Below are 22660 nucleotides of genomic sequence, written 5' to 3' on the forward strand. Positions count from 1 at the left end.
CGGGCAATATGCACCATTGCTACACCGGTCTTTGCCTGTGCCACGCTCCACCTTGCCACATTTGCAACGCCCGCGCCACGTGTTTCTTCGGAACGATTTGCGGCGCAGGCGGGCCGATTACTTCGCTTACCAGGCCATCGCGGCCGAGGCGGGTTGCAGCCCGGCGCAGCTGGCGTTGGCCTGGCTGCTGCAGCGGGGTGGCCACATCATCCCGATCCCCGGCACGACATCGGTTGAACACCTGCATGACAACCTGGGTGCGGATGCTGTTACCCTGAATGCGTCCACCCTGCAACAGCTCGACGACTTGATCAATCCACGCACCGTCCACGGTGGCCGCTACAACGCGCAAGCGCAGGCGGACGTGGACACCGAGGAGTTGTAGCCCGGCTCAGATCAGTTTGACGTCAGCATCTGCGCTGGAAATATGTCAGCAGGACCGCCGGTAGAGATCAAAAAAATAGCGCCTCAAGCCCGTTTTATTTGGGCTTGAGGCGCTTTTCCTATGTAATCGCTGGTGAGTGTTTACAGGTTGTCGGTGAAGCTGCGCAGCTTGTCCGAGCGGCTGGGGTGTTTGAGTTTGCGCAGCGCCTTGGCTTCAATCTGGCGGATGCGTTCACGGGTCACGTCAAACTGCTTGCCGACTTCTTCAAGGGTGTGGTCGTTGGTCATTTCGATACCAAAACGCATACGCAGCACCTTGGCTTCGCGCGGTGTCAGGCTGTCGAGGATGTCTTTCACCACATCGCGCAGGCCGGCCTGCATGGCGGCTTCCATCGGGGCGGTGTTGGCACCGTCTTCGATGAAGTCACCCAGGTGGCTGTCGTCATCGTCACCAATCGGTGTTTCCATGGAAATCGGCTCTTTGGCGATTTTCATGATCTTGCGGATCTTGTCCTCGGGGATTTCCATGCGCTCGGCCAGCACCGACGCGTCGGGCTCGTAACCAAACTCCTGCAGATGCTGGCGGCTGATGCGGTTCATCTTGTTGATGGTTTCGATCATGTGCACCGGAATCCGGATGGTGCGCGCCTGGTCTGCAATGCTGCGGGTGATGGCCTGGCGAATCCACCAAGTGGCGTAGGTCGAGAACTTGTAGCCGCGGCGGTATTCGAACTTATCCACCGCCTTCATCAAGCCGATGTTGCCTTCTTGGATCAGGTCGAGGAACTGCAGGCCACGGTTGGTGTATTTCTTGGCAATCGAAATCACCAGGCGCAAGTTGGCCTCGATCATCTCTTTTTTGGCCGCACGAGAGGCGTATTCACCCTCGTTCATGCGTTTGTTGATGTCCTTGAGCTGGTCCAGCGGCACCACGACCTTGGCCTGCAGATCGATCAGGCGTTGTTGCAACTCCTGCACCGGCGGGATGTTGCGGCCCATGGTGGCGCTCCAGGGTTTGCCAGCGGCGGCCTGCTTTTCGATCCATTTCAGGTCGAGCAGGTGGCTGGGCACCTTGTTGTGGTGCTTGTCACGGCCGCTGAATTCGGCAATGAACTGGGCCTGCGGGTAACCACATTTGTCGACGATGATGCGGCGCAGTTCGCGCTCTTTCTTGCGCACGTCATCGACTTGGCCGCGCACCATGTCGCAGAGTTTTTCAATGGTCTTGGCGGTGAAGCGGATCGACATCAGCTCGTCAGACAAGGCGCGCTGGGTTTTTTGGTAATTGGCGCTGCCGTATCCTTCTTTGTCGTAGATCACGTGGATCTGCTCGAAGTGGGCGCGCATCCGGTCGAAGCGGCTCATAGCTTCTTTTTTCAGCTCTTCGAGCTTTTTGGTCAACGCCTTGGAGCCACCTTTGCCGTCGTCGTCGTCGTCGGCGTCGAATTCGTCAAAATCTTCTTCGGCCACATAGTCGTCGGCCTCGTTCGGGTTGGTGAAACCGTCGACGATGGTGGTGATGACCACCTTGTCACTGCGGATGTCTTCACCCAGTTGCAAGATCACGTCGATGGTGGCGGGGGAGGCGGAAATCGCCTCCATCATCGCCATCAGACCACCTTCGATGCGTTTGGCGATTTCGATTTCGCCTTCGCGGGTCAGCAATTCGACCGTGCCCATTTCGCGCATGTACATGCGCACCGGGTCGGTGGTTCGGCCAAATTCGCTGTCCACCGTGCTCAAGGCGGCTTCGGCTTCTTCCTCTGCTTCTTCTTCGGTGGCGGCGGTGGGGCCGTTCTGGTTCAAGAGCAGGGTTTCGGCATCAGGGGTGTGTTCGTAAACAGCGACACCCATGTCGTTGAGCATCGAAATCACTACTTCGAGCGTTTCGGCATCAACCAGCTTGTCGGGCAAGTGGTCGGAGATTTCGCCGTGGGTCAAATAACCACGGGTTTTGCCGAGTTTGATCAGGGCTTTGAGGCGCAGCCGGCGTTTGGCCAGGTCTTCCTCGGACAGCACGGTCTCGTCCAGGCCAAACTCTTTCATCAAGGCACGTTCTTTGGCCTTGCTGATTTTCATGCGCAGTGGTTTGACCTTTTCGGTGGTCTCGGTTGCCTCGGTGGCTTCGGCCACGGGTTCACCCGCCAGATCGTCCTCGATGTCGGACATGTCCAGGTCATCGACATCGCCCGCTTCTTTGCCGGCCTTGGGCTTGCGCCCGCGTTTGGCGCCGGTACCAGCGTCTGCGGACTTCTTGACCGTTTTTGCGGCCCTTTTCTTCACAACAGGCTCAGCAACGGCTTCGACCTGGACTTCTTCAACAGCGGCTTTGACTTTGGATTTGGATGCGGGCACGAGGGGCACTTTCGGTTCAGTAGGTTTGCTGGCTGTTTTTTTGACAGCGCTGGTCTTGGCTGCGGGGGCGGCGGAAGTCTTTGACTTGGAAGCAGGCATGTATGAACCTCAAAACGACGACAAACGAAGCATGTGGAGCGCTGCGGGCAGACCAGCGTTTTGGAAAAACATCGCAAAAACGGGCAGGGTCCGGCAAGACGGGTGGGCGAACATTTGGTGTGCAGTCCTTGCGGCAAGGTGGCCGGATGCGCTCAAATGCATCGTGTTGGCCGGGTCCGGAGGTGCTGCTGTCGCGCTTGCCTGGGCGAAAAATAGCGGATTATACCTTTTTTGCGAGCTTGAGCGTCCCAGATGGTGCCTAGGTTGCGGGTTTCAAGGCCTTGCGACGGTCCTGCAGTTCACGGTAGCGCTGCAGCGCTGAGGGGTCGGATTTGGCCTCTTCCAGCGCCTGGGTTTCTGCCGCCATGAGCTGGTCGATCAGCATCAGGTTGAGCAGGCGGCGCAGCTCGCTGGCGGCTTCGGCCGCATCCTCATCCACGCCCAGCTCGTGGCTGCTCATCAGTTTGGTGGCAAAGGCTTCACTCTCGTGACCTTGTAGGCCCTCGCGCAGCGCCACCCAGGGTTGGGGGCCGTGTTCATGGAACTGCGCTTCCAACCAGGCGAACAGCGGCCCGTAAGGCGCTTCCAGGCCACACAGCAAACCATGGTCTTCGACCGACAGGGCCTCCAGTGCAGCCATGTTGTCGAGCAGGATACGTGCGGCATGGTCGGCCCGGCTGGCCGGCAGGCGGCTGTTGCTGGGGGTGGGGCGAGGGCTGTTTTTGGATTTATAAGATTTTGGGCTGTAGCCATCGTTTTTGTTGCGGTAGTCACTATCACTTTGATAGTTCTCCTTGCGCACCCGTTTGGGCTTGGCCTGCGTCGGGTACCAGACCTCGGTCAGCTCCCGGCTGGAGAGTTGCACCAGATCGGCGATCTCTGACAGCAGTTGTTGTTTCAGGGCACCAGCGGGCAACAACTCCCACAGTGGTTTGGCGTTGCTCGACAGATGCGAGCGGCCCTCGGCGGTGTGCAGGTCGCAGCCATCACGCGCGGCGTCGAGCAAAAAACGGCTCAGCGGCACCGCTTCGCTGACATAACGCGCAAAGGCCTCCTTGCCGTGGGCGCGGATAAAACTGTCGGGGTCGTGCTCGGGGGGCAAAAACAGGAACTTGACACTGCGCACATCGGTCGCCAGTGGCAGGGCCGCGTCCAGCGCCTTGCGTGCGGCGCGGCGGCCCGCGCTGTCGCCGTCAAAACTGAATACCACCGACTCGGTGAAACGAAACAGTTTGTGCACATGCTCGGGCGTGCAGGCGGTGCCCAGTGTCGCCACCGCGTTGGGAAAACCGAGCTGCGCCAGCGCCACCACGTCCATGTAACCCTCTGTGACCAAGGCGTAGCCGTGTTCCCGTAAGGCGGCGCGGGCTTCAAACAGGCCATAGAGTTCGCGGCCTTTGCTGAACACCGGGGTTTCCGGGGAGTTCAGGTACTTAGGTTTGTCGTCACCCAGCACCCGCCCGCCAAATCCGATGCATTCCCCTTTGATGTTGCGGATCGGGAACATGACCCGGTCGCGAAAGCGGTCGTAGCGTTTGGCTTCAGCGCCGTCTTCCTCGTTGAGGATGACCAGGCCACTTTCCACCAACAGCGGGTCGTCGTAGCTCGGGAACACGCTGGCCAAGCTGCGCCAGCCCTCAGGGGCATACCCCAGGCCAAACTGTTTGGCCACGGTGCCCGACAGGCCGCGGCCCTTGAAATAACTCACTGCACGGGGTGATGCTTTCAGGTGTTTTTGATAAGCCTTGCAGGCTTTTTCGAGCACATCGTTCAAGGTGTGCTGTTTTTGCCGTTGTTCGGCGGCGCGGGCGCGGTCTTGGGGGCTGGCGTCGTCTTCGGGCACCTGCATGCCAAATTGCTGGGCCAGGTCCTGCACGGCTTCCACAAAACTCATGCCCGCGTGCTCCATCAGAAAACCGATGGCGTTGCCGGTTTTGCCGCAGCCAAAGCAGTGGTAGAACTGCTTGGTTGGGCTGACTGAGAAAGACGGTGATTTTTCGCTGTGAAACGGGCACAGCCCCATGAAATTGGCGCCACCCTTTTTGAGAGGCACATAACGGCCGACGATTTCCACCACGTCGGCGCGGGCCAGCAGTTCCTGGACAAAGGTTTGCGGGATGGACATGGCGGGATTGTAGGAAGCGCAGCCTCATGCTCCAGACCTTCCGGCGGCAAAGACGCCGTCGCCGTTTGCACGACCCCCGACAGGGCGCTTAACGTGAAAATCCTTGGCTGTCATCCCCGCCCTGGTCCGGGACCCATGAACCCCGTGCCATGGATTGCGGGTCAAGCCCGCAATGACGGCCATTTTCCATGTGCAGGGGTGACTATTCAGCCATGGCAGTTAACGCGGTGCCAGACGAATGGCGCCATCCAGACGAATCACCTCGCCGTTGAGCATGTCGTTCTCAAAGATGTGAATGGCCAGCTTGGCGTAATCCTGCGGGGTGCCCAGGCGCGAGGGGAAGGGCACATTGGCCGCCAGCGCGTCTTGCACCTCTTGCGGCATGCCAAACAACATCGGTGTGCCAAAAATGCCGGGCGCAATGGTCATGTTGCGGATGCCATTGCGCGCCAGGTCGCGGGCAATCGGCAGCGTCATGCCCACAATGCCGCCTTTGGAGGCACTGTAGGCGGCTTGTCCCATCTGGCCGTCATACGCGGCCACCGAGGCGGTGGAGATCAGTACACCGCGCTCGCCGGTCGCTTCGGGCTCGTTCTTGGCCATGGCATCGGCACACAGGCGGATCATGTTGAAACTGCCGATCAGGTTCACGGTGATGCATTTCTGAAAGCTGGCCAACACGTGCGGACCATTTTTGCCGACGGTTTTCTCGGCCGGGGCAATGCCAGCACAATTCACCAGGCCCATCAGTTTGCCCATGGCGACCGCTGTCGCGACCACCGCCTGCGCATCGGCTTCGTTGCTGACATCGCATTTCACAAAAGCGCCGCCGATGTCCCGGGCGACGGCTTCGCCTTTGTCAACCTGCATGTCGGCCACCACCACGCGCCCCCCTTTGGCGGCGAGCATGCGGGCCGTGCCTTCGCCCAAGCCCGACGCGGCGCCGGTCACGATGAATACCTTGCCTTGAATCTCCATGAGTTTCTCCAAAAGAGTGATTGACGTTGACGTAAGCGTCAATTATCGAACACCTCAATCATGAAAATTATTCGGTCCGGATGCTGTTGGGCCAAATATTGACGCTATACTTGCGTTTTTCCTGAATTCCTCAGGCGCGTAGCTCAGCTGGTTAGAGCACCACCTTGACATGGTGGGGGTCGTTGGTTCGAGTCCAATCGCGCCTACCAAGGTTTTCTGAATATGACCAGATTCAGAACTCAAAACCTGGTAATCAAAATAGTCGTCTTCGTCTGAGGTGTTTGTTGCTTTGCATAATGGTGCGGCGCCTGACAAATCGGAAACAAATGTCGGCTAACGCAGGGGTAGACCCCGACAACTCAGCCGGTGGTCAGGCCCCACAATCCACAGCAGCCCGCAGTGATTAAATCGTGCTCAAGATGAGCCTCAGGATGACATATGACTAACGCCACTCCAGCACCGGCGCGGGGCCCGCAGCGCATCATCAAGAAATATCCCAACCGACGGCTTTACGACACCAACACCTCCAGCTACATCACGCTGTCGGAGGTAAAAGCGCTGGTCATGAAGCGTGAGCCGTTTGAGGTGCTGGATGTCAAAACCGGTGAAAACATCACGCGCAGCATTCTGTTGCAGATCATTCTGGAAGAAGAAGCCAGTGGTTCACCGATGTTCACCGCGCCCGTTTTGGAGAGTTTGATTCGCTTTTATGGCCACTCCATGCAGAGCATGCTGGGGGGCTATCTCGAAAAAAACATTCAGTCGCTGATTGATGTTCAAACCCGATTTGCCGAACAGTCCAAGGGGTTCACCCCTGAAATGTGGACGCAGTATTTGGCCATGCAACCCCCTGTGCTGCAAGCCATGATGGGTGGAAGCCTGGAGCAGTCCAAAACGATGCTGGCGCAGATGCAGGAACAAATGCAAAAACAGACAGGGCAGTTATTGGGTGCATTTGGCATCAAGAGCTCCTCCTGAAAATTCACCAAACAGTGCATGAATAATGTGACTTCGCAAGGGGCGCCAGCGCCCAAGGTTGGTTTTGTCAGTCTGGGCTGCGCCAAGGCATTGACGGATTCCGAGTTGATCCTGACGCAACTCAGCGCCGAGGGTTATCAAACCGTCAAAACCTTTCAGGGTGCCGACCTGGTGATCGTCAACACCTGTGGCTTCATCGATGACGCTGTCAAGGAAAGCCTGGACACCATTGGTGAAGCTTTAGCTGACAACGGCAAGGTGATCGTCACGGGGTGCCTGGGCGCCAAGGCCGACGATGCCGGTGGCAATCTGGTGCGCCAGATGCACCCCAGCGTGCTGGCCGTCACCGGCCCGCAAGCCACGCAAGAGGTGATGGACGCGGTGCACGCCCACTTGCCTAAACCGCACGATCCGTTTCTGGACCTGGTGCCCAACGCTTTTGGCAGCGCGGGTGTCAAGCTGACACCCCGGCACTACGCCTACATCAAGATCAGCGAAGGTTGCAACCACCGCTGCACGTTCTGCATCATTCCTTCCATGCGCGGTGATCTGGTGTCACGGCCGGTTGGTGATGTGCTCAAAGAGGCGCAGGCGTTGTTTGAAGGCGGTGTGAAAGAGTTGCTGGTGATCAGCCAGGACACTTCGGCCTATGGCGTGGATGTGAAATACCGCACTGGTTTCTGGAGCGGCAAGCCGATCAAAACCCGCTTGCTGGAACTGGTGCAGGCGTTGGGTGAGATGGCGCAAAGTTATGGCGCCTGGGTGCGCTTGCACTATGTGTACCCCTATCCAAGTGTGGACGACATCCTGCCGCTGATGGCTTCTGGCCTGGTGTTGCCGTATCTGGACGTGCCGTTTCAGCACAGCCACCCGGACGTGCTCAAACGCATGAAACGCCCCGCCAGCGGCGAGAAAAATCTGGAACGCATCCAGCGCTGGCGCGAGGCTTGCCCCGAGATCGTCATCCGCAGCACCTTCATTGCCGGTTTCCCCGGGGAAACCGAGGACGAATTTGCGCACCTGCTGGATTTCATGCGTGAAGCCCAGATTGATCGGGCCGGTTGTTTTGCCTACAGCCCAGTCAAGGGCGCGGCGGCCAATGAATTGCCGGGCATGTTGCCCGAGGCCGTGCGCGAAGAACGTCGTGCAGCTTTTATGGCGGTGGCTGAAGCCGTGTCCGCTGCCAAACTGCAACAGCGCGTGGGTGCCACGATGCAGATTTTGGTGGACCATGCGCCGGGGCTGGGCAAAAAAGGTGGCTTGGGCCGCTCGTACGCCGACGCGCCCGAAATTGACGGCACCGTGAAACTGCTGCCACCCGAAAAAATCAGCAAGACGCTCAAAGTGGGTGAGTTCACCCGGGCCCGCATTGTGGGTGCGCAAGGCCACGATCTGCTGGCGCAGCCCATTTGATGCCTATTTCTGGCATTTTCTACAACGACAACAAAAAAGCCGCTGGTTTAACAGCGGCTTTCAGTTCAAAGCATCTGGTTAGTGTCATCGAAACCAACCAGATTTCATTTATATTTGGTGCCCAGGAAGGGACTCGAACCCCCACGAAGTTACTCGCTAGTACCTGAAACTAGTGCGTCTACCAATTCCGCCACCTGGGCATTTCAGGAAAGAGAGAAGTATATCAAAAATTTGAAGCAAACCAGCGCCTTGCTGGAAGAAGTTGAAGGAATTGTTCAAGGTCATCGCGATGGGCACGGTTTTGTGACCCGCGATGACGGTGAATCCGACATTTACCTCGCCCCCAACGAAATGCGTGCGGTGCTGCACAAAGATCGCGTCAAGGTGCGCATCGTTCGCAGTGACCGCAAGGGCCGCCCGGAAGGTCGGGTGGTTGAAATTGTGGAGCGCAGCAGCCAGGTCATCATTGGCCGCCTGCTGCACGAAAGCGGCATCTGGATCGTGGCACCCGAGGACAAGCGCTATGGTCAGGACATCATGATTCCAAAAGCCGCCACCGGTGCTGCCCGTGCTGGGCAAGTGGTGGTGGTGGAACTCACTGAGCCCCCGTCGCTGTTTGGTCAGCCGATTGGTCGCGTCAAAGAGGTGCTCGGCGAGATTGACGACCCCGGCATGGAGATCGAGATTGCCGTGCGCAAATACAGCGTGCCGCATGAGTTCACAGAAGCCTGCATCGCCCAGGCACGCGCGCTACCCGACAAAGTGCGCCCGCAGGACAAACGCCAGCGCGTGGACCTGACCGATGTGCCGTTGGTGACGATCGATGGTGAAGACGCGCGTGACTTTGATGATGCCGTCTATTGCGAACCCGCCAAAATTGGCAAAGGCAGGGCGGCCACGTCGGGCTGGCGCCTGCTGGTGGCGATTGCCGATGTGAGCCACTACGTCGAAAACGGCTCGGCCATCGACATTGATGCCTACGACCGTGCCACCAGCGTGTATTTCCCGCGCCGCGTCATCCCGATGCTGCCCGAAAAATTGTCCAATGGCCTGTGTTCGCTCAACCCCGACGTGGAGCGCCTGTGCATGGTCTGCGACATGCTGGTGACGGAAGATGGCGAGGTCTCGGCCTACCAGTTTTACCCGGCGGTGATGTTCAGCCATGCGCGCTTTACCTACACCGAGGTGGCGGCAATTTTGTCCAACACCCGCGGGCCGGAAGCGCTCAAACGCAAGGACCGCATTGGTGACCTGATCAACCTGCACGACGTGTACCACGCGCTGCTCAAGTCGCGCGCGCGCCGTGGTGCGGTGGATTTTGAAACGGTTGAGACCCAGATCGTCTGTGACGAGGCCGGGCACATCGAAAAAATTGTGCCCCGCACCCGCAACGACGCGCACAAGCTGATTGAAGAAGCCATGCTGGCGGCCAACGTCTGCAGTGCGGATTTCATCGCCCAGAGCAAACACGCCGGTCTGTACCGCGTGCACGAAGGCCCCACGCCCGAGAAAAAAGAGGTGTTGCGCAATTACCTGAAGATCACCGGCGTTGGTTTGACCATCAGCGACGACCCGTCGCCGGGCGAGTTCCAGGCGATTGCCAACGCCACCAAAGACCGCCCGGATGCCGCGCAGATCCATTCGATGCTGCTGCGTTCCATGCAGCAGGCGATATACACACCCGAGAACAGTGGCCACTTTGGCCTGGCGTTTGAGGCCTACACCCATTTCACCAGCCCGATCCGGCGTTATCCCGATCTGCTGGTGCACCGCGTCATCAAGGCGATTCTGGCCAAGACCAAATACGCCCTGCCAGTGCTGCCCACGCCGGGTGAAGCCCACGCCAAGCTGTCCAAGCGGCTGGAGAAAAATCTGGCCTCCAAGGTGGCAGAGCCTGGTCAAAAGCCGCGCAAGCTGAGCGCCGACATGGTTGCCTGGCAGTCCGCCGGTTTGCATTGCAGCGCCAACGAGCGCCGTGCCGACGAAGCCAGCCGCGATGTGGAAGCCTGGCTCAAATGCAAGTACATGCGTGAGCATCTGGGCGAGGAGTTTGGTGGCGTGGTCAGTTCGGTCACCACCTTTGGCCTGTTTGTCACGCTGGACGCGATGTACGTCGAAGGCCTGGTGCACATCACCGAACTTGGTGGCGAGTACTACCGCTTTGACGAAGCGCGTCAGGAGTTGCGTGGTGAGCGCACCGGCATGCGTTTTGCGCTGGGCACCCGCGTGCGGGTGCAGGTCAGCCGGGTGGATCTGGACGGGCGGCGCATTGATTTCCGGCTGGTGCAGGAGGGGCAGGAATTGCTGTCCCGCGCGGCCAAGGACAAGGAGCCGCTGCGCGACGGCGCAGACCGCGCCCCATTTGACGCAGAACCGGATGGCGCTCCAGCAGGTCGGCGCAGCCGCAAGAGATCGGAACCCTTGGCGCGAGCCACCCAAGCTGCGCGACCGGCTGCCAAGTCGGACAGGCGCCCGGCGACGCCAGCCAAGGCCAAGGAAAAGAGTCGTAAAAATAGGCGCTAGACGTTAACCATCAATCATAGTTTGCTATTGAAATAATGATGAATCAAGAGATCAAAGTAGCCATCGTGACGGGTGCTGGTTCCGGCATTGGCAAGGCCGCGGCGCTGGCGTTGTTGCAAGGCGGTTACCGGGTGGTGCTGGCGGGTCGGCGCCAGGAGCCGTTGGCGGACGTGGCCCAGGTCAGCGGCGCGCCTGAGCGTGCGTTGGTGGTGCCCGCCGATGTGTCGGATGAGGCCTCGGTGGTGGCGCTGTTTGATGCGGCGCTGCAAGCCTTTGGCCGGGTCGATGTGTTGTTCAATAACGCGGGCATCAGCGCACCGGGTGTGTTGCTGGAAGACTTGACGCTGGCCCAGTGGCAAAACGTGGTGGACGTCAACCTGACCGGCATGTTTTTGTGTCTGCGCCAGGCCTTTCGGGTGATGAAGGCGCAAACACCGCAAGGCGGTCGCATCATCAACAATGGCTCCATTTCAGCCACCACACCACGGCCCAACTCGCTGGCCTACACCGCCACCAAACATGCGGTGACCGGCATGACCAAGACTGCCTCGCTGGATGGTCGCAAATACGGTATTGCGGTGGGGCAAATCGACATCGGTAACGCTGCCACTGACATGACGCAGAAGATGCAAGCTGGCATCTTGCAGGCCAATGGCCAGACGGCGGTCGAGCCGGTGATGGATGTGGCCGTGGTTGGGCAGTCCGTGTTGTACATGGCCAATCTGCCACTGACTGCCAACGTGATGTTTCACACCGTGATGGCGACCAACATGCCCTTTGCCGGGCGCGGGTAGGTATTGGAAAAACCCTTATCCGTGACGGGCTGACAGATGCATCATGCCGTAGACACGTGGTCTGTGCCTATGTTTCAGTGGCTTTGAGAGTGGTGGCGACGGGTCAGCACGGATCACGCTGGAGGTGCCATCAGCCTCTGAGTGACCTGGCCAGTACCGCTGCCGTCAGCGTGGTTTGTGGCGCAAGGTTGTCCGCCAGCTCACCATGCCAATAGACAGCCCGGCAGGCGGCGTCAAAACCGGTATGGCCCGCAGCCAATTGCGCACCCACCAGGCCAGCCAGAACGTCTCCAGTACCCGCGGTGGCCAGCCGGGCATTGCCGGTGGGGTTGATCACCGGTGTTTGCCCGGGGCTGGTGATGAGGGTGCCAGACCCTTTGAGCACCACGGTGCAGGCAAACCGTTGGGCCAAAGTTGCGGCAGCACCAAGACGATTTTCTTGCACCTGTTGTGCCGTTTGTCCCAGCAGGCGCGCGGCTTCCAGCGGGTGCGGCGTCAGCACGGTCACGGCCTGGCGAGCGGCGCGTGCCACCAGCGCTGTTTGTAACGTGTTGTCGCCTGCTATTGCATTGAGAGCGTCTGCATCCAGAACAACTTGGGCTGCCGAGTTCAAAACCTCCCCTAAGATGGACGCCACGGTCTGACCACCACCGCAACCGCAAACCACCGTCATGGTCGAAAAAGCCAGTGACTGGATTGGGCGAAACATCAGTTCGGGCTGCTGAATGTCAACTGTCATGGCCTGCTGGTCCAGCAAACCGACAAATACGCGCCCAGCGCCGGCATGCAACGCCGCCGATGCTGCCAGCAGCGCCGCACCCGTCATGCCAGGGGCGCCACCCACCACCGCCACATCGCCAAAACTGCCTTTGTGTGAGGCGTGAGAGCGGGGGGGTGGCAGCGGCCTGCCGTTCAGCCAGGCCGTGGGTAAACAGTCGTCCAAAGTGTCGGGCGCAAGCCACAGCGTGTCCAGCCAGAGCGTGCCAGTGGCGTCCCGCCCATGGGCGGTGAAAAGCCCCGGTTTGAGCGTCAGCAGGCTCAGGGTGTGGCTGGCTTGCACGTGTAAGGTGGTGGTTTGGCCGGAGTCAGCCTGCAGCCCGGTGGGGATGTCCACCGACAACACGGGCGTACCGCTGGTATTGATTTGCCTGATCCAGTCGGCCATCTGACCTGCGGGCTCACGGCCTTGTCCGCCGATGCCCAGTAGCGCGTCAACACACAGGTCAAAGTCACCGTTGGGTGTGGTTGCGATGCTGATCCCGGCGTCTGCCAGTCGTTGGTATGCGGCAACGCTGTCAGGTGGCGCCCTCTGCACGTCACCCAGCCAGGTCACCACGGGTTGTTTGCCCCATCGTTGAAGGTGAATGGCTGCCTCCAGGCCGTCGCCGCCGTTGTTCCCTGGGCCGCAGGCGATCCAGATGCGCCGGGCATGGGGTGCGATGGCCAGCACCAGGCGCGCCACCGCCAGGCCGGCACGCTGCATCAGCGTGTGGGGCGGCAGATTTTTAGCGGCTGAGACTTCGATGAGCCGGGTCTGATCAACCCCGAACAACGGGTGGCGGGTGCCTGGGGTGATCTTTTGCACGGTTCAGAACTCGTAGCATTCGCCTTCCCTGGCCAGGCGATAGTGCGGGTCACCGGGCTGGCGTGGGTGCTCATGCAGCACGTGTTCAAACACCTTGTCCAGCGCATCGTCGCTGCGGGTGGGCTCATGGTGGGTACAAAACAGCATCTTGGCGCGGGCCTGTTTGGCGTAGGCAATGCTGGTGTGGAAGGTGCCGTGGCCCCAGCCTTTTTTGCTCGGATATTCGGCCTGGGTGTACGAGCTGTCGGCAATCAACACATCCACCCCCGCCATGGCCTGCAGGATGTCTGCTGTTTTGGCGTCCACAAACGACTGGTATTCGGCGTACTCCGGGTCGTCGGGTTCGTAGATGTTGGGCGGCGGCTCGTGGTCACCGGTGAAAAAAACCGATTTGCCATTGGCTTCGATGCGGTAACCAAAGTCGATCACCGGGTGGTTCATCATGAACGGGGTGACGGTGGCCGAGCCGATCTGAATGCTTTCATTGGGGGTGAGGGTGACATATTCAATGCGTGCTTTCATCTCGGCCTCGCGCACCGGGAAATAGCTGTATTGAAGCTGTACCGACATCACTTGCTCCACACCCTTGCCCGACACCGGGTCAAACGCCCCATGCAGACGCAGGGTGTTGCCAGGGATGAAGTTGGGGATAAAAAACGGCAGGCCCTGGATGTGGTCCCAGTGCGAGTGGGTGATCAACACATTGGCGGTAACTGGCAACTCCCCCAGCAAGGACTGCGACAGCGGGAAAATGCCTGTGCCTGCGTCGAGGATGATGAGTTCGTTGTTGTCAGTGCGCACCTCGATGCAGGTGGTGTTGCCACCGTAACGCATGGTCAACGGTCCGGGCGAAGCAATGGACCCGCGAACACCCCAGAATTTGACTTTCATGATGCGCCTGTCATAACTTGGCAAACAATTTGGCGTCTTCGAACGCATCGTTCCACTGGTCCGATGAAGCAATGATGTCATCAAGGGTGCCACCCATGCGTCGCTTTACCTGCTCGGGCAGTTGGTGAATGCGCGGATTGCCACCAAAGCCGAAACCCAACTGTTTGCTGATCTGGTTGGCCGTGAACACGCAGGCAAACAACCCTGTGTCGAGTTGGTCAGTGTCATACTGGTGGGCAATGGTGTTGATCAATTCCGGTGCAAAACGCCACTTTTCCACCAACATGGCACCCACCACAGCGTGATCCACGCCGACAATTTTTCGCAGGGCTTCATGAAGTGAGGAGCCATCAGAAGCACTGAGCACCAGCGCCTGCCGAAATTCTTGTGGCAGGAACTGGGCAAAAACCACTTTGCCAAAATCATGCAGCAGGCCAGCGATGAAACAGTCCATCGGGTCAGCGTCCCCCGTTTGTGTGGCCAGCTTTCTGGCGATGCCAGCCGTGGACAGCGAGTGCAGCAGGTATTGGTCCACATCAAAACCGGCGGCGTTGCGCTTGGGCATGATCCCGATGGCAGCAATGCTCAAGGCCAGGTTCTTGATGGTGTTGAAACCCAGATACACCACCGCATGGTTGACCGATGTGATTTGCCTGGGCAAGCTGTAATAAGCCGAATTGACCACGCGCAAGATCTTGACGGTGATCACCGGGTCTTTGTCGATGACTTGCACGATGTCCTTGGGGGTGCAATTCACGTCCCGGGTGAGTTCCAGGATCTTTTCGACACTTTTTGGAAATGCCGGCATCCCGTCAACCGCGTTGGCGAGTTTTTGGGAAAGATCCGGCGGGAGAATGGGCATGTTCTGGCGCTCTAGCATCGGTGTGGGGCCTTGTCCAGTTGGCGGGCCTGTCAAAGCAATAGTCTAGGGCATTTGAAGAGGGCTCAGGCCCAACTGCGCAACGCCTGGCCCTGGATTCCAGCGGGCTAATGCTATACTCGATGGGCTTGAAAACAGACGCCAGTCTCTGGTGTTGTGTCAAGTAAATCGCAAACCAGTTCATCAAGGTGTTGCTACAGCCAAGCGCGCAAAGCGAAAGGTTGGGCAAAACGAGCTGGATTTTAGACTTAACCTTTGGAGTTAAATATGGCAGTAACTATGCGCGACATGCTGGAAGCCGGCGTCCACTTTGGTCACCAAACCCGCTTCTGGAATCCCAAGATGGCCCCTTTCATTTTTGGCCATCGCAACAAAATCCACATCATCAACCTGGAAAAATCTTTGCCGATGTTCCAGGAGGCTGCCAAGTTTGTGCGTCAGATTTCCGCCAAGCGCGGTACTGTGCTGATGGTGGGTACCAAGCGTCAGGCGCGTGAAACCGTGGCTGCTGAAGCGCAACGCGCTGGTGTGCCTTATGTTGACCAGCGCTGGTTGGGTGGTATGTTGACCAATTTCAAGACGGTCAAAACCTCCATCAAGCGCCTCAAGGACATGAAGACCCAGCAAGAAGCGGGTCTGGATGCCATGAGCAAAAAAGAGCAATTGATGTTTGCTCGTGAGTTGGAAAAGTTGGAAAAAGACATTGGCGGCATCCAGGATATGACTGTTTTGCCTGACGCAATCTTTGTGATTGACGTGGGCTACCACAAGATTGCCATTGCTGAAGCCAAGAAGCTGGGTATTCCGCTGGTGGCGGTGGTTGATTCCAACCACTCTCCCGAAGGCATTGACTACGTGATTCCGGGTAATGACGACTCCTCCAAGGCGGTCATGCTGTACGCCCGTGGTATTGCGGATGCGATCATTGAAGGCCGCTCCAATGCCATGGATGATGTCGTCAAGGCAGTGGCTTCTGACAATGCCGATGAATTTGTGGAAGTGGACGAGGCAGCCGCCTGAGTTTTCCATGACCCCAAGAAAGGGGGCTTTGGTGCCCCCTTTTTTTAACCCGATTTTTACCAACTGAACTGAATCCGGAGATACAAATGGCTGCAATTACCGCAAGCATGGTGGCTGAACTGCGTGGCAAGACCGATGCGCCGATGATGGAGTGCAAACGTGCCCTGACCGAAGCCGAAGGCGACATGGCCAAGGCGGAAGAAATTCTGCGTGTTCGCCTCGGTAGCAAGGCTGGTAAAGCCTCCAGCCGTGTGACCGCTGAGGGTGTGGTGACTTACGCTGTCGAAGATGGTGTGGGTGCCTTGCTTGAAGTCAACTGCGAAACCGACTTCGTCACCAAGAATGACAGTTTCCTCGCTCTGGCCAGCGCAGCGGCATCGCTGATTGCCAAAAACAACCCGGCTGATCTGGCTGCTTTGGGTGCCTGTTCCTATGAGCAGGAAGGCTTTGGCCCGACACTGGAAGATGTTCGCAAAGGCCTGATCGGCAAGATCGGCGAGAACATGAGCTTCCGCCGTTTCAAGCGTTTTGCCGATGGCAGCAAGCTCGCAGCCTATCTGCATGGCACCCGCATTGGTGTGGTGGTCGAGTTTGAAGGTGATGAAACCGCTGCCAAGGATGTGGCCATGCATGTGGCTGCCATGAAGCCGGTGGCGTTGTCCAGCGACGACGTGCCTGCTGAGCTGGTGGCGCGCGAGCGCTCGGTGGCGGCGGCCAAGGCGGCGGAAGATGCGGCCGTGGCAACCGCGGCTGGCAAGCCCGTGCAATCGGCTGAAATTGTGGCCAAGCGCATCGAAGGGGGTGTGCAGAAGTACCTCAAGGAAGTCTCTCTGTTCAATCAGCCTTTTGTCAAAAATGACAAGCAAAGCGTCGAGCAGATGCTCAAAGCGGCTGCCACCACCGTGAAATCTTTCACGCTGTATGTGGTGGGTGAAGGCATTGAGAAGAAGGTGGACGACTTTGCTGCTGAAGTGGCTGCGCAAGTCGCTGCTGCCCAACAAGCGGGTTAATCCATAGCTTTTAAGTAACATGGGGGCTTCAGGCTCCGTTGACAATTTTTTCGGGAAAACCTATGACCACTGCCAAACCAGCCTACAAACGCATCCTGCTCAAGCTGTCGGGCGAGGCGTTGATGGGGGATGATCAGTTTGGCATCAACCGAAACACCATCGTCCGGATGGTGGATGAAATTGTTGAGGTCACCCGATTGGGTGTCGAGGTGGCTGTGGTGATTGGCGGCGGCAACATTTTCAGGGGTGTGGCAGGTGGATCGGTGGGTATGGACCGCGCCACCGCCGACTACATGGGGATGTTGGCCACGGTGATGAACTCGTTGGCTCTGGGCGACACCATGAACAAAGCCGGCTTGACGGCACGTGTCATGTCGGCCATTGCCATCGAGCAGGTTGTTGAGCCCTATGTCCGACCCAAAGCGCTGCAATATCTGGAAGAGGGCAAGGTGGTGATTTTTGCTGCGGGTACCGGCAACCCGTTTTTCACCACCGACACCGCGGCGGCGCTGCGCGGGGCTGAAATTGGTGCCGAAATCGTGCTCAAGGCCACCAAGGTGGATGGGGTCTATACCGCTGACCCGAAAATAGACCCGACTGCAACGCGCTACAGCCAGATATCTTTTGATAATGCGATTTCGCAAAATCTGGGCATCATGGATGCCACGGCTTTTGCGCTGTGCCGGGACCAGAAGCTGCCGATCAAGGTGTTCTCGATTTTCAAACACGGCGCGCTCAAACGGGTGGTTCTCGGCGAAGATGAAGGAACGCTGGTGTACGCCTGAGCGAGCGACAGGTTTTCGCTGAATTCATGACTGTGGAGTGAGGAGTAGAAGATGCCAATTGCAGATGTCAAGCGGACGGCCGAGACCAAGATGGACCAGTCCATCGCCGCCTTTCAACACAATCTGACCAAAATTCGCACCGGCCGGGCCAATCCGGCCATTTTGGACACGGTGCATGTGGACTATTACGGCGCTCTGGTGCCGATCAGCCAGGTGGCCAACGTGTCGCTGATTGATTCCCGGACCGTGAGCGTGCAACCCTGGGAAAAGGGTCTGGGCGCCAAGATCGAAAAAGCCATTCGCGACAGCGATCTGGGGTTGAACCCGTCGTCCATGGGTGATTTGATTCGTGTACCCATGCCTGCCATGTCGGAAGAGCGTCGCAAGGAGCTCACCAAAGTGGTGCGTGCTGAGGGTGAAACGGCCAAAATTGCGGTGCGCAACCTGCGCCGTGACGCCAACGAAGCCGTCAAGAAGCTGGTGAAAGACAAACTGGCCTCCGAAGACGAGCAAAAGCGTTGCGAGGCCGAGATTCAAAAAGTGACTGACAAGCACATTGTCGTCATTGATCAGATGGTGGCCAGCAAAGAACAAGACATCATGGCGGTCTGACCGGCCATGGCCTACGATCAGGTTCCCCACCACATTGCCATCGTGATGGATGGCAACGGACGGTGGGCGAACAAGCGGTATTTGCCACGTATCGCGGGGCATCGGCAGGGTGTTGAATCGCTCAAGCGGTGTGCCAAGGCGTGTGATGCCCGCGGCATCCGCGTGTTGACGGTGTTTGCGTTTTCTTCAGAAAACTGGAAACGTCCCACGGAAGAAGTATCGAGCCTGATGGATTTGTTTGCCATGGCGCTGACGCGCGAAGTCAAGCAACTCAAAGAAGACGGGGTGCAATTGCGCTTTGTCGGTGATCGCCGTGGCTTGTCGCCGAGGGTGTTGCGCAGCATGGAAGAGGGCGAAGCCGCCACCGCCGGCAACACCCGTCTGGTTCTCAATGCGTGCTTCAATTACGGCGGGCGCTGGGACATCGCGCAAGCTGCCCAGAAACTCGCTGACCAAGGCCTACCCATCACCGAGGTGAATCTGAACCGTGCCATGTCGATGGCGCATGTGGCTGACCCTGATCTGGTGATCCGCACCGGCGGGGAGCATCGTTTGAGCAATTTTCTGCTCTGGCAAACGGCCTACTCAGAGTTTTTCTTTACCGATGTGTTGTGGCCAGATTTTGATGAGGCGGCGCTGGATCAGGCGATTGCTTCGTTTGCCCAACGTGAGCGGCGTTTTGGCATGACCTCCGATCAGCTGGATGGCGAGCCCACTTCGGCTGATGCCGTCTAGCCTGTCATGCTCAAACAACGGGTCTTGACCGCGCTGGTGCTGCTGATGGTGCTGTTGCCAGCACTGTTTTACGTTCATCCCGAACCCTTCTTCGTCGTCGCTGGTCTGTTCATTGCCGCAGCTGGCTGGGAGTGGGCGCGCATGAACGGGCTCAAGGGAGCGGCATCCCTGGCCGCTGGCGGGCTGTGCGTGGCGGCCTGCGCCTGGATGTGGTGGTCTGGCTTGCTGGCTGAGACCTTGCCACGCCTTTGGTTGCTGACGGGTTTGGTGTGGGTGCTGGCTGGGGCTTGGATCCTCAGGGCAGGTGTTCCTGCCTGGGCGCAGGTGGCCGTGTCGGTTCGGCTCGGTCTGGGGCTGGCGGCTTTGTGTCTGACCTGGCTGGCGGTAGCGCAAGCCAGGTTGTTGGGCACCAACTTTTTGCTCTCGGTGCTGGCGCTGGTCTGGATGGCCGATATCGGTGCCTATTTTGCCGGCCGTGCGCTGGGCGGGCGTTTCACTCGCAGCAAGCTGGCCGCGTCCATCAGTCCCGGCAAAAGCTGGGAGGGTGTCTGGGGTGGCATGCTCGGTGTCGTTCTGATGGCGATGGTGTGGCGTTTTGCGGATGCAGCCAGCGGCGCTGCCGTGCCCAGTTTCTACACCCTGCTTGGCACCAAAGGCCTGAGCTTCATGGTGATGGCGGTGGTGTTCATGGCGGCGATGAGCGTGGTGGGTGACTTGGTGGAATCACTGGTCAAACGCAGTGCTGGCGTGAAAGACAGCAGCGCCTTGCTGCCTGGGCATGGCGGTGTGCTGGACCGGGTGGACGCGCTGCTGCCAACCTTGCCTTTGGCGATGATGTTGATATCTTTTTGAGAACCTTCATGACGGAAAAATCTGCTCTGAAAAAGCAACGGGTGGCGATTCTGGGCTCAACCGGCTCGATTGGTGTCAGCACGCTTGACGTCATCGCGTTGCACCCCGATCGCTTTGAGGTGTTTGCGCTCAGTGCGTCGACGCAAGTGGACAAGATGCTGGCGCAGTGTGTGCAGTTCAAGCCCCGTTTTGCCGTCATGGCCAGTGTTGAGCATGGTCGCGCCCTGGCCCAAAAATGTCGGGAAAACAGCCTGTCGACCCAGGTGCTGTCGGGTCCAAAAGCCATCGAAGAAATCGCGGCGCATGACCAGGTGGATACCGTCATGGCCGCCATCGTCGGCGCGGCGGGGCTGGCGTCTTGTCTGGCAGCGGCCCGTGCTGGCAAACGTTTGCTGTTGGCCAACAAGGAAGCCTTGGTGGTGGGGGGAGATTATTTCCTGCAGGCCGTGCAGCAGGGCGGCGCCAAGTTGCTGCCGATCGACAGTGAACACTCGGCTGTGTTTCAGTCGCTGCCGGATGATGCCGACACCTGGGCTGCGCAGATTCACAAGATCATTCTGACCGCCTCCGGCGGCCCGTTTCGCCGCCACGACCCGGCCGGATTTGCGGCGATCACGCCTGAGCAGGCCTGTGCGCACCCCAACTGGGTGATGGGCCGCAAGATCTCGGTGGATTCCGCCACCATGATGAACAAGGCGCTGGAAGTGATCGAGGCTCGCTACCTGTTTGGCGTGTTGCCCGCACAGATTGACGTGGTGATCCACCCCCAGAGCGTGATCCATTCGATGGTGCAGTACCGTGACCACTCGGTCATTGCCCAGCTCGGCACCCCCGATATGAAGGTGCCGATCGCCTACGGTCTGTCCTGGCCGGACCGTGTGACCTCGGGCGCCACCGCACTGGATTTCAGCCGGATGGCGGACATGACTTTTGAGTCCATCCACGCGCACGGCCATGACGCACGTTTCCCCGGCTTGAGGCTGGCCTGGTCGGTGCTGGATGCCGCGCCTGGCAGCACGGCGGTCCTGAACGCTGCCAACGAGGTGGCTGTGGCCGCGTTTCTGGACGGACGGATTCGGTTTGACCAGATCCATGGGGTCAACCTGGACACCTTGGGGGCCATCAGTCCCGCCCCCCCGGGGTCGCTGGAGGATTTGCTGGCGCTGGATGCCCAGTCACGCCGTGCTGCTGAAAACGTCGCGCAGCGCCTTGGCCGTTGACCGTGCACTGACCACCTTCGCATGCTGACACTGCCTGCTTTCATTGTTGCCATTGCGCTGCTGATTGCCATCCATGAGTACGGTCACTACCGCATGGCGGTGGCTTGTGGCGTCAAGGTACTGCGGTTTTCAATTGGTTTTGGCAAGCCGCTGTGGCGCTGGCAGGCCAATCCGTCGTCCACCGAATTTGTGCTGGCGCTGATTCCGCTGGGTGGTTTTGTCAAGATGCTGGATGAACGTGAAGCGCCAGTGGCGCCTGACGAGCGGCACTTGGCTTTCAACACCCAGCCTTTGAGCCGCCGTGCGGCGATTGTGTTGGCAGGCCCCATGGCCAATCTGCTGCTGGCGGTGTTCCTTTACGCCGGTGTGAGCTGGATCGGCGTTGAGCAGCCCGAGGCCATTTTGAGCCCGCCGCCGATGGGGTCACTGGCCAGCAAGGCGGGTATCCAGGGGGGCGAACGGGTGGTCCAGGCCGGCGCGGTTGACGCTGATGTGTCAGATGTCAACTCGTTTGAAGACCTGCGTTGGGCCTTGACCCAAGGCGCGATCAACCGGGAGGATGTGCGCCTGATCCTTGCGGGGGCATCCGGTTCTGCAGAGCATGAAGTGCTGTTGCCGCTGTCCACGCTGGAATCCAGTCAGGTGGATGCCGACTTGTTTGCCCGCATGGGCATCACCGGCCCGCTGACGCGCCCCACCATTGGCCAGACGGAGGCCGACGGTGCCGCCGCCCTGGCGGGGTTGCTGGAAGGGGACGAAGTGCAGTCCATCGACGGCAAGCCGGTGCTGGATGGCCAGGAACTGCGCCGTGTCATCCGTGCCTCGGGCGCGAACGGTCAGGCCCAGGCTCAACGCTGGAAAATTCTTCGCCAGGGGCAACTGCTCGAGTTCACGCTGACGCCCAAAATTGTGACGGACGGCGACACAACCGTGGGGCGCATTGGCGCGTTTGTTGGCTCCAGGCCGACTTTTGTGACGGTGCAATACGGTCCCTTTGAAGGCCTCTCGCGCGGTATGGCGCAAACGTGGGATGTCTCGGTCTTGACCCTCACCATGATGGGCAAGATGCTGGTGGGCGAAGCGTCCCTGAAGAACATCAGTGGTCCGCTCACCATTGCCGACTTTGCCGGCAAATCGGCGGGCATGGGGGTGGTTCAATACCTGGTGTTTCTGGCCTTGGTGAGTGTCAGTCTGGGTGTTCTGAACCTGCTGCCGCTGCCGGTTTTGGACGGTGGACACCTGATGTATTATCTTTGGGAGGCTGTGACAGGCAAGCCAGTGTCTGATCTCTGGATGGAGCGGCTGCAGCGGGGCGGTATTGCCTTGTTGGTCGTCATGATGGCGATCGCTTTTTTCAACGATATTGCCCGCTTGCTCGGTTAACTGTTGTTGTGCCACTTGGCACAACCTTAAATTCTTCA

At 59.0% G+C, this 22660-nt stretch carries 19 protein-coding genes and 2 tRNA genes; 14 read left to right on the forward strand and 7 right to left on the reverse strand.

The window, feature by feature from the left end:
• Nucleotides 1-385: aldo/keto reductase (locus tag LHU53_RS12480; RefSeq protein WP_227332986.1), on the forward strand; the 385-nt coding region annotated here is incomplete at its 5' end.
• Nucleotides 386-525: 140 nt separating this feature from the next.
• On the opposite strand, the gene rpoD is transcribed toward LHU53_RS12480, so the two are convergent.
• The 3 genes from rpoD to LHU53_RS12495 all read right to left on the reverse strand — a co-directional run bounded on the left by rpoD (nt 526) and on the right by LHU53_RS12495 (nt 5941).
• On the reverse strand, nt 526-2838 hold the full coding sequence (gene rpoD, locus LHU53_RS12485; protein ID WP_227332987.1) for an RNA polymerase sigma factor RpoD: 2313 nt from the start codon (nt 2836-2838) through the stop codon (nt 526-528).
• Between the two features lie 259 nt (nt 2839-3097).
• Nucleotides 3098-4963, reverse strand: coding sequence for a DNA primase (gene dnaG, locus LHU53_RS12490; protein ID WP_227332988.1), 1866 nt, complete (start codon nt 4961-4963; stop codon nt 3098-3100).
• 219 nt (nt 4964-5182) lie between these two features.
• Nucleotides 5183-5941, reverse strand: coding sequence for a 3-hydroxyacyl-CoA dehydrogenase (locus tag LHU53_RS12495; RefSeq protein ID WP_227332989.1), 759 nt, complete (start codon nt 5939-5941; stop codon nt 5183-5185).
• Nucleotides 5942-6073: 132 nt separating this feature from the next.
• Between LHU53_RS12495 and LHU53_RS12500 the strand changes: the two genes are divergently transcribed.
• From LHU53_RS12500 to rimO, 3 genes are all read left to right on the forward strand, one after another.
• Nucleotides 6074-6150: transfer RNA gene (locus LHU53_RS12500), tRNA-Val, on the forward strand.
• 229 nt (nt 6151-6379) lie between these two features.
• Entirely contained in the window at nt 6380-6919 is a 540-nt protein-coding gene (gene phaR / locus LHU53_RS12505; protein WP_227332990.1) for a polyhydroxyalkanoate synthesis repressor PhaR, read from the forward strand.
• 18 nt (nt 6920-6937) lie between these two features.
• A complete protein-coding gene (gene rimO / locus LHU53_RS12510; protein ID WP_227332991.1) occupies nt 6938-8332 on the forward strand; it encodes a 30S ribosomal protein S12 methylthiotransferase RimO in 1395 nt (464 codons plus the stop codon).
• Between the two features lie 115 nt (nt 8333-8447).
• Here rimO and LHU53_RS12515 read toward each other — a convergent pair.
• Nucleotides 8448-8532, reverse strand: a tRNA-Leu gene (locus LHU53_RS12515).
• A gap of 31 nt (nt 8533-8563) precedes the next feature.
• On the opposite strand from LHU53_RS12515, the gene rnr reads away from it, so the two are divergent.
• The gene (rnr, locus tag LHU53_RS12520; protein WP_370632290.1) at nt 8564-10855 is read left to right on the forward strand and encodes a ribonuclease R; all 2292 of its coding nucleotides are present in this window, start codon (nt 8564-8566) and stop codon (nt 10853-10855) included.
• A gap of 38 nt (nt 10856-10893) precedes the next feature.
• A complete protein-coding gene (locus LHU53_RS12525; protein ID WP_227332992.1) occupies nt 10894-11649 on the forward strand; it encodes an SDR family oxidoreductase in 756 nt (251 codons plus the stop codon).
• Between the two features lie 130 nt (nt 11650-11779).
• Here the strand turns inward: LHU53_RS12525 and LHU53_RS12530 are convergent, their stop codons facing one another.
• Genes LHU53_RS12530 through LHU53_RS12540 form a run of 3 tightly spaced genes read right to left on the reverse strand, consistent with a single transcriptional unit; the run spans nt 11780 to nt 14987 of the window.
• The gene (locus LHU53_RS12530) at nt 11780-13234 is read right to left on the reverse strand and encodes an NAD(P)H-hydrate dehydratase (protein WP_227332993.1); all 1455 of its coding nucleotides are present in this window, start codon (nt 13232-13234) and stop codon (nt 11780-11782) included.
• A 3-nt stretch (nt 13235-13237) separates the two neighbouring features.
• The gene (locus LHU53_RS12535) at nt 13238-14125 is read right to left on the reverse strand and encodes an MBL fold metallo-hydrolase (RefSeq protein ID WP_227332994.1); all 888 of its coding nucleotides are present in this window, start codon (nt 14123-14125) and stop codon (nt 13238-13240) included.
• Between the two features lie 10 nt (nt 14126-14135).
• Nucleotides 14136-14987: an HDOD domain-containing protein gene (locus tag LHU53_RS12540; RefSeq protein ID WP_227332995.1), complete on the reverse strand. Its 852-nt coding sequence runs from the start codon at nt 14985-14987 to the stop codon at nt 14136-14138.
• A 285-nt stretch (nt 14988-15272) separates the two neighbouring features.
• Here LHU53_RS12540 and rpsB point away from each other — a divergent pair, with 285 nt between their 5' ends.
• From rpsB to rseP, 8 genes are all read left to right on the forward strand, one after another.
• A complete protein-coding gene (rpsB, locus tag LHU53_RS12545) occupies nt 15273-16025 on the forward strand; it encodes a 30S ribosomal protein S2 (protein ID WP_227332996.1) in 753 nt (250 codons plus the stop codon).
• 86 nt (nt 16026-16111) lie between these two features.
• Nucleotides 16112-17035, forward strand: coding sequence for a translation elongation factor Ts (tsf, locus tag LHU53_RS12550; protein ID WP_227332997.1), 924 nt, complete (start codon nt 16112-16114; stop codon nt 17033-17035).
• 62 nt (nt 17036-17097) lie between these two features.
• Nucleotides 17098-17820, forward strand: a complete 723-nt coding sequence (pyrH, locus tag LHU53_RS12555; RefSeq protein WP_227332998.1) for a UMP kinase — start codon at nt 17098-17100, stop codon at nt 17818-17820.
• 51 nt (nt 17821-17871) lie between these two features.
• Nucleotides 17872-18432, forward strand: a complete 561-nt coding sequence (gene frr / locus LHU53_RS12560; protein WP_227332999.1) for a ribosome recycling factor — start codon at nt 17872-17874, stop codon at nt 18430-18432.
• Between the two features lie 6 nt (nt 18433-18438).
• Nucleotides 18439-19167: a polyprenyl diphosphate synthase gene (gene uppS, locus LHU53_RS12565; protein ID WP_227333000.1), complete on the forward strand. Its 729-nt coding sequence runs from the start codon at nt 18439-18441 to the stop codon at nt 19165-19167.
• 6 nt (nt 19168-19173) lie between these two features.
• Nucleotides 19174-20019, forward strand: a complete 846-nt coding sequence (locus tag LHU53_RS12570; RefSeq protein ID WP_227333001.1) for a phosphatidate cytidylyltransferase — start codon at nt 19174-19176, stop codon at nt 20017-20019.
• 8 nt (nt 20020-20027) lie between these two features.
• Complete coding sequence (ispC, locus tag LHU53_RS12575) at nt 20028-21239, forward strand: 1-deoxy-D-xylulose-5-phosphate reductoisomerase (protein WP_227333002.1); 1212 nt, start codon at nt 20028-20030, stop codon at nt 21237-21239.
• Nucleotides 21240-21260: 21 nt separating this feature from the next.
• Entirely contained in the window at nt 21261-22622 is a 1362-nt protein-coding gene (rseP, locus tag LHU53_RS12580) for an RIP metalloprotease RseP (protein WP_227333003.1), read from the forward strand.
• Nucleotides 22623-22660: the final 38 nt, after the last annotated feature.

It is taken from the genome of Rhodoferax sp. U2-2l, assembly GCF_020594515.1.
In the GTDB taxonomy this organism is placed as follows: domain Bacteria; phylum Pseudomonadota; class Gammaproteobacteria; order Burkholderiales; family Burkholderiaceae_C; genus Rhodoferax.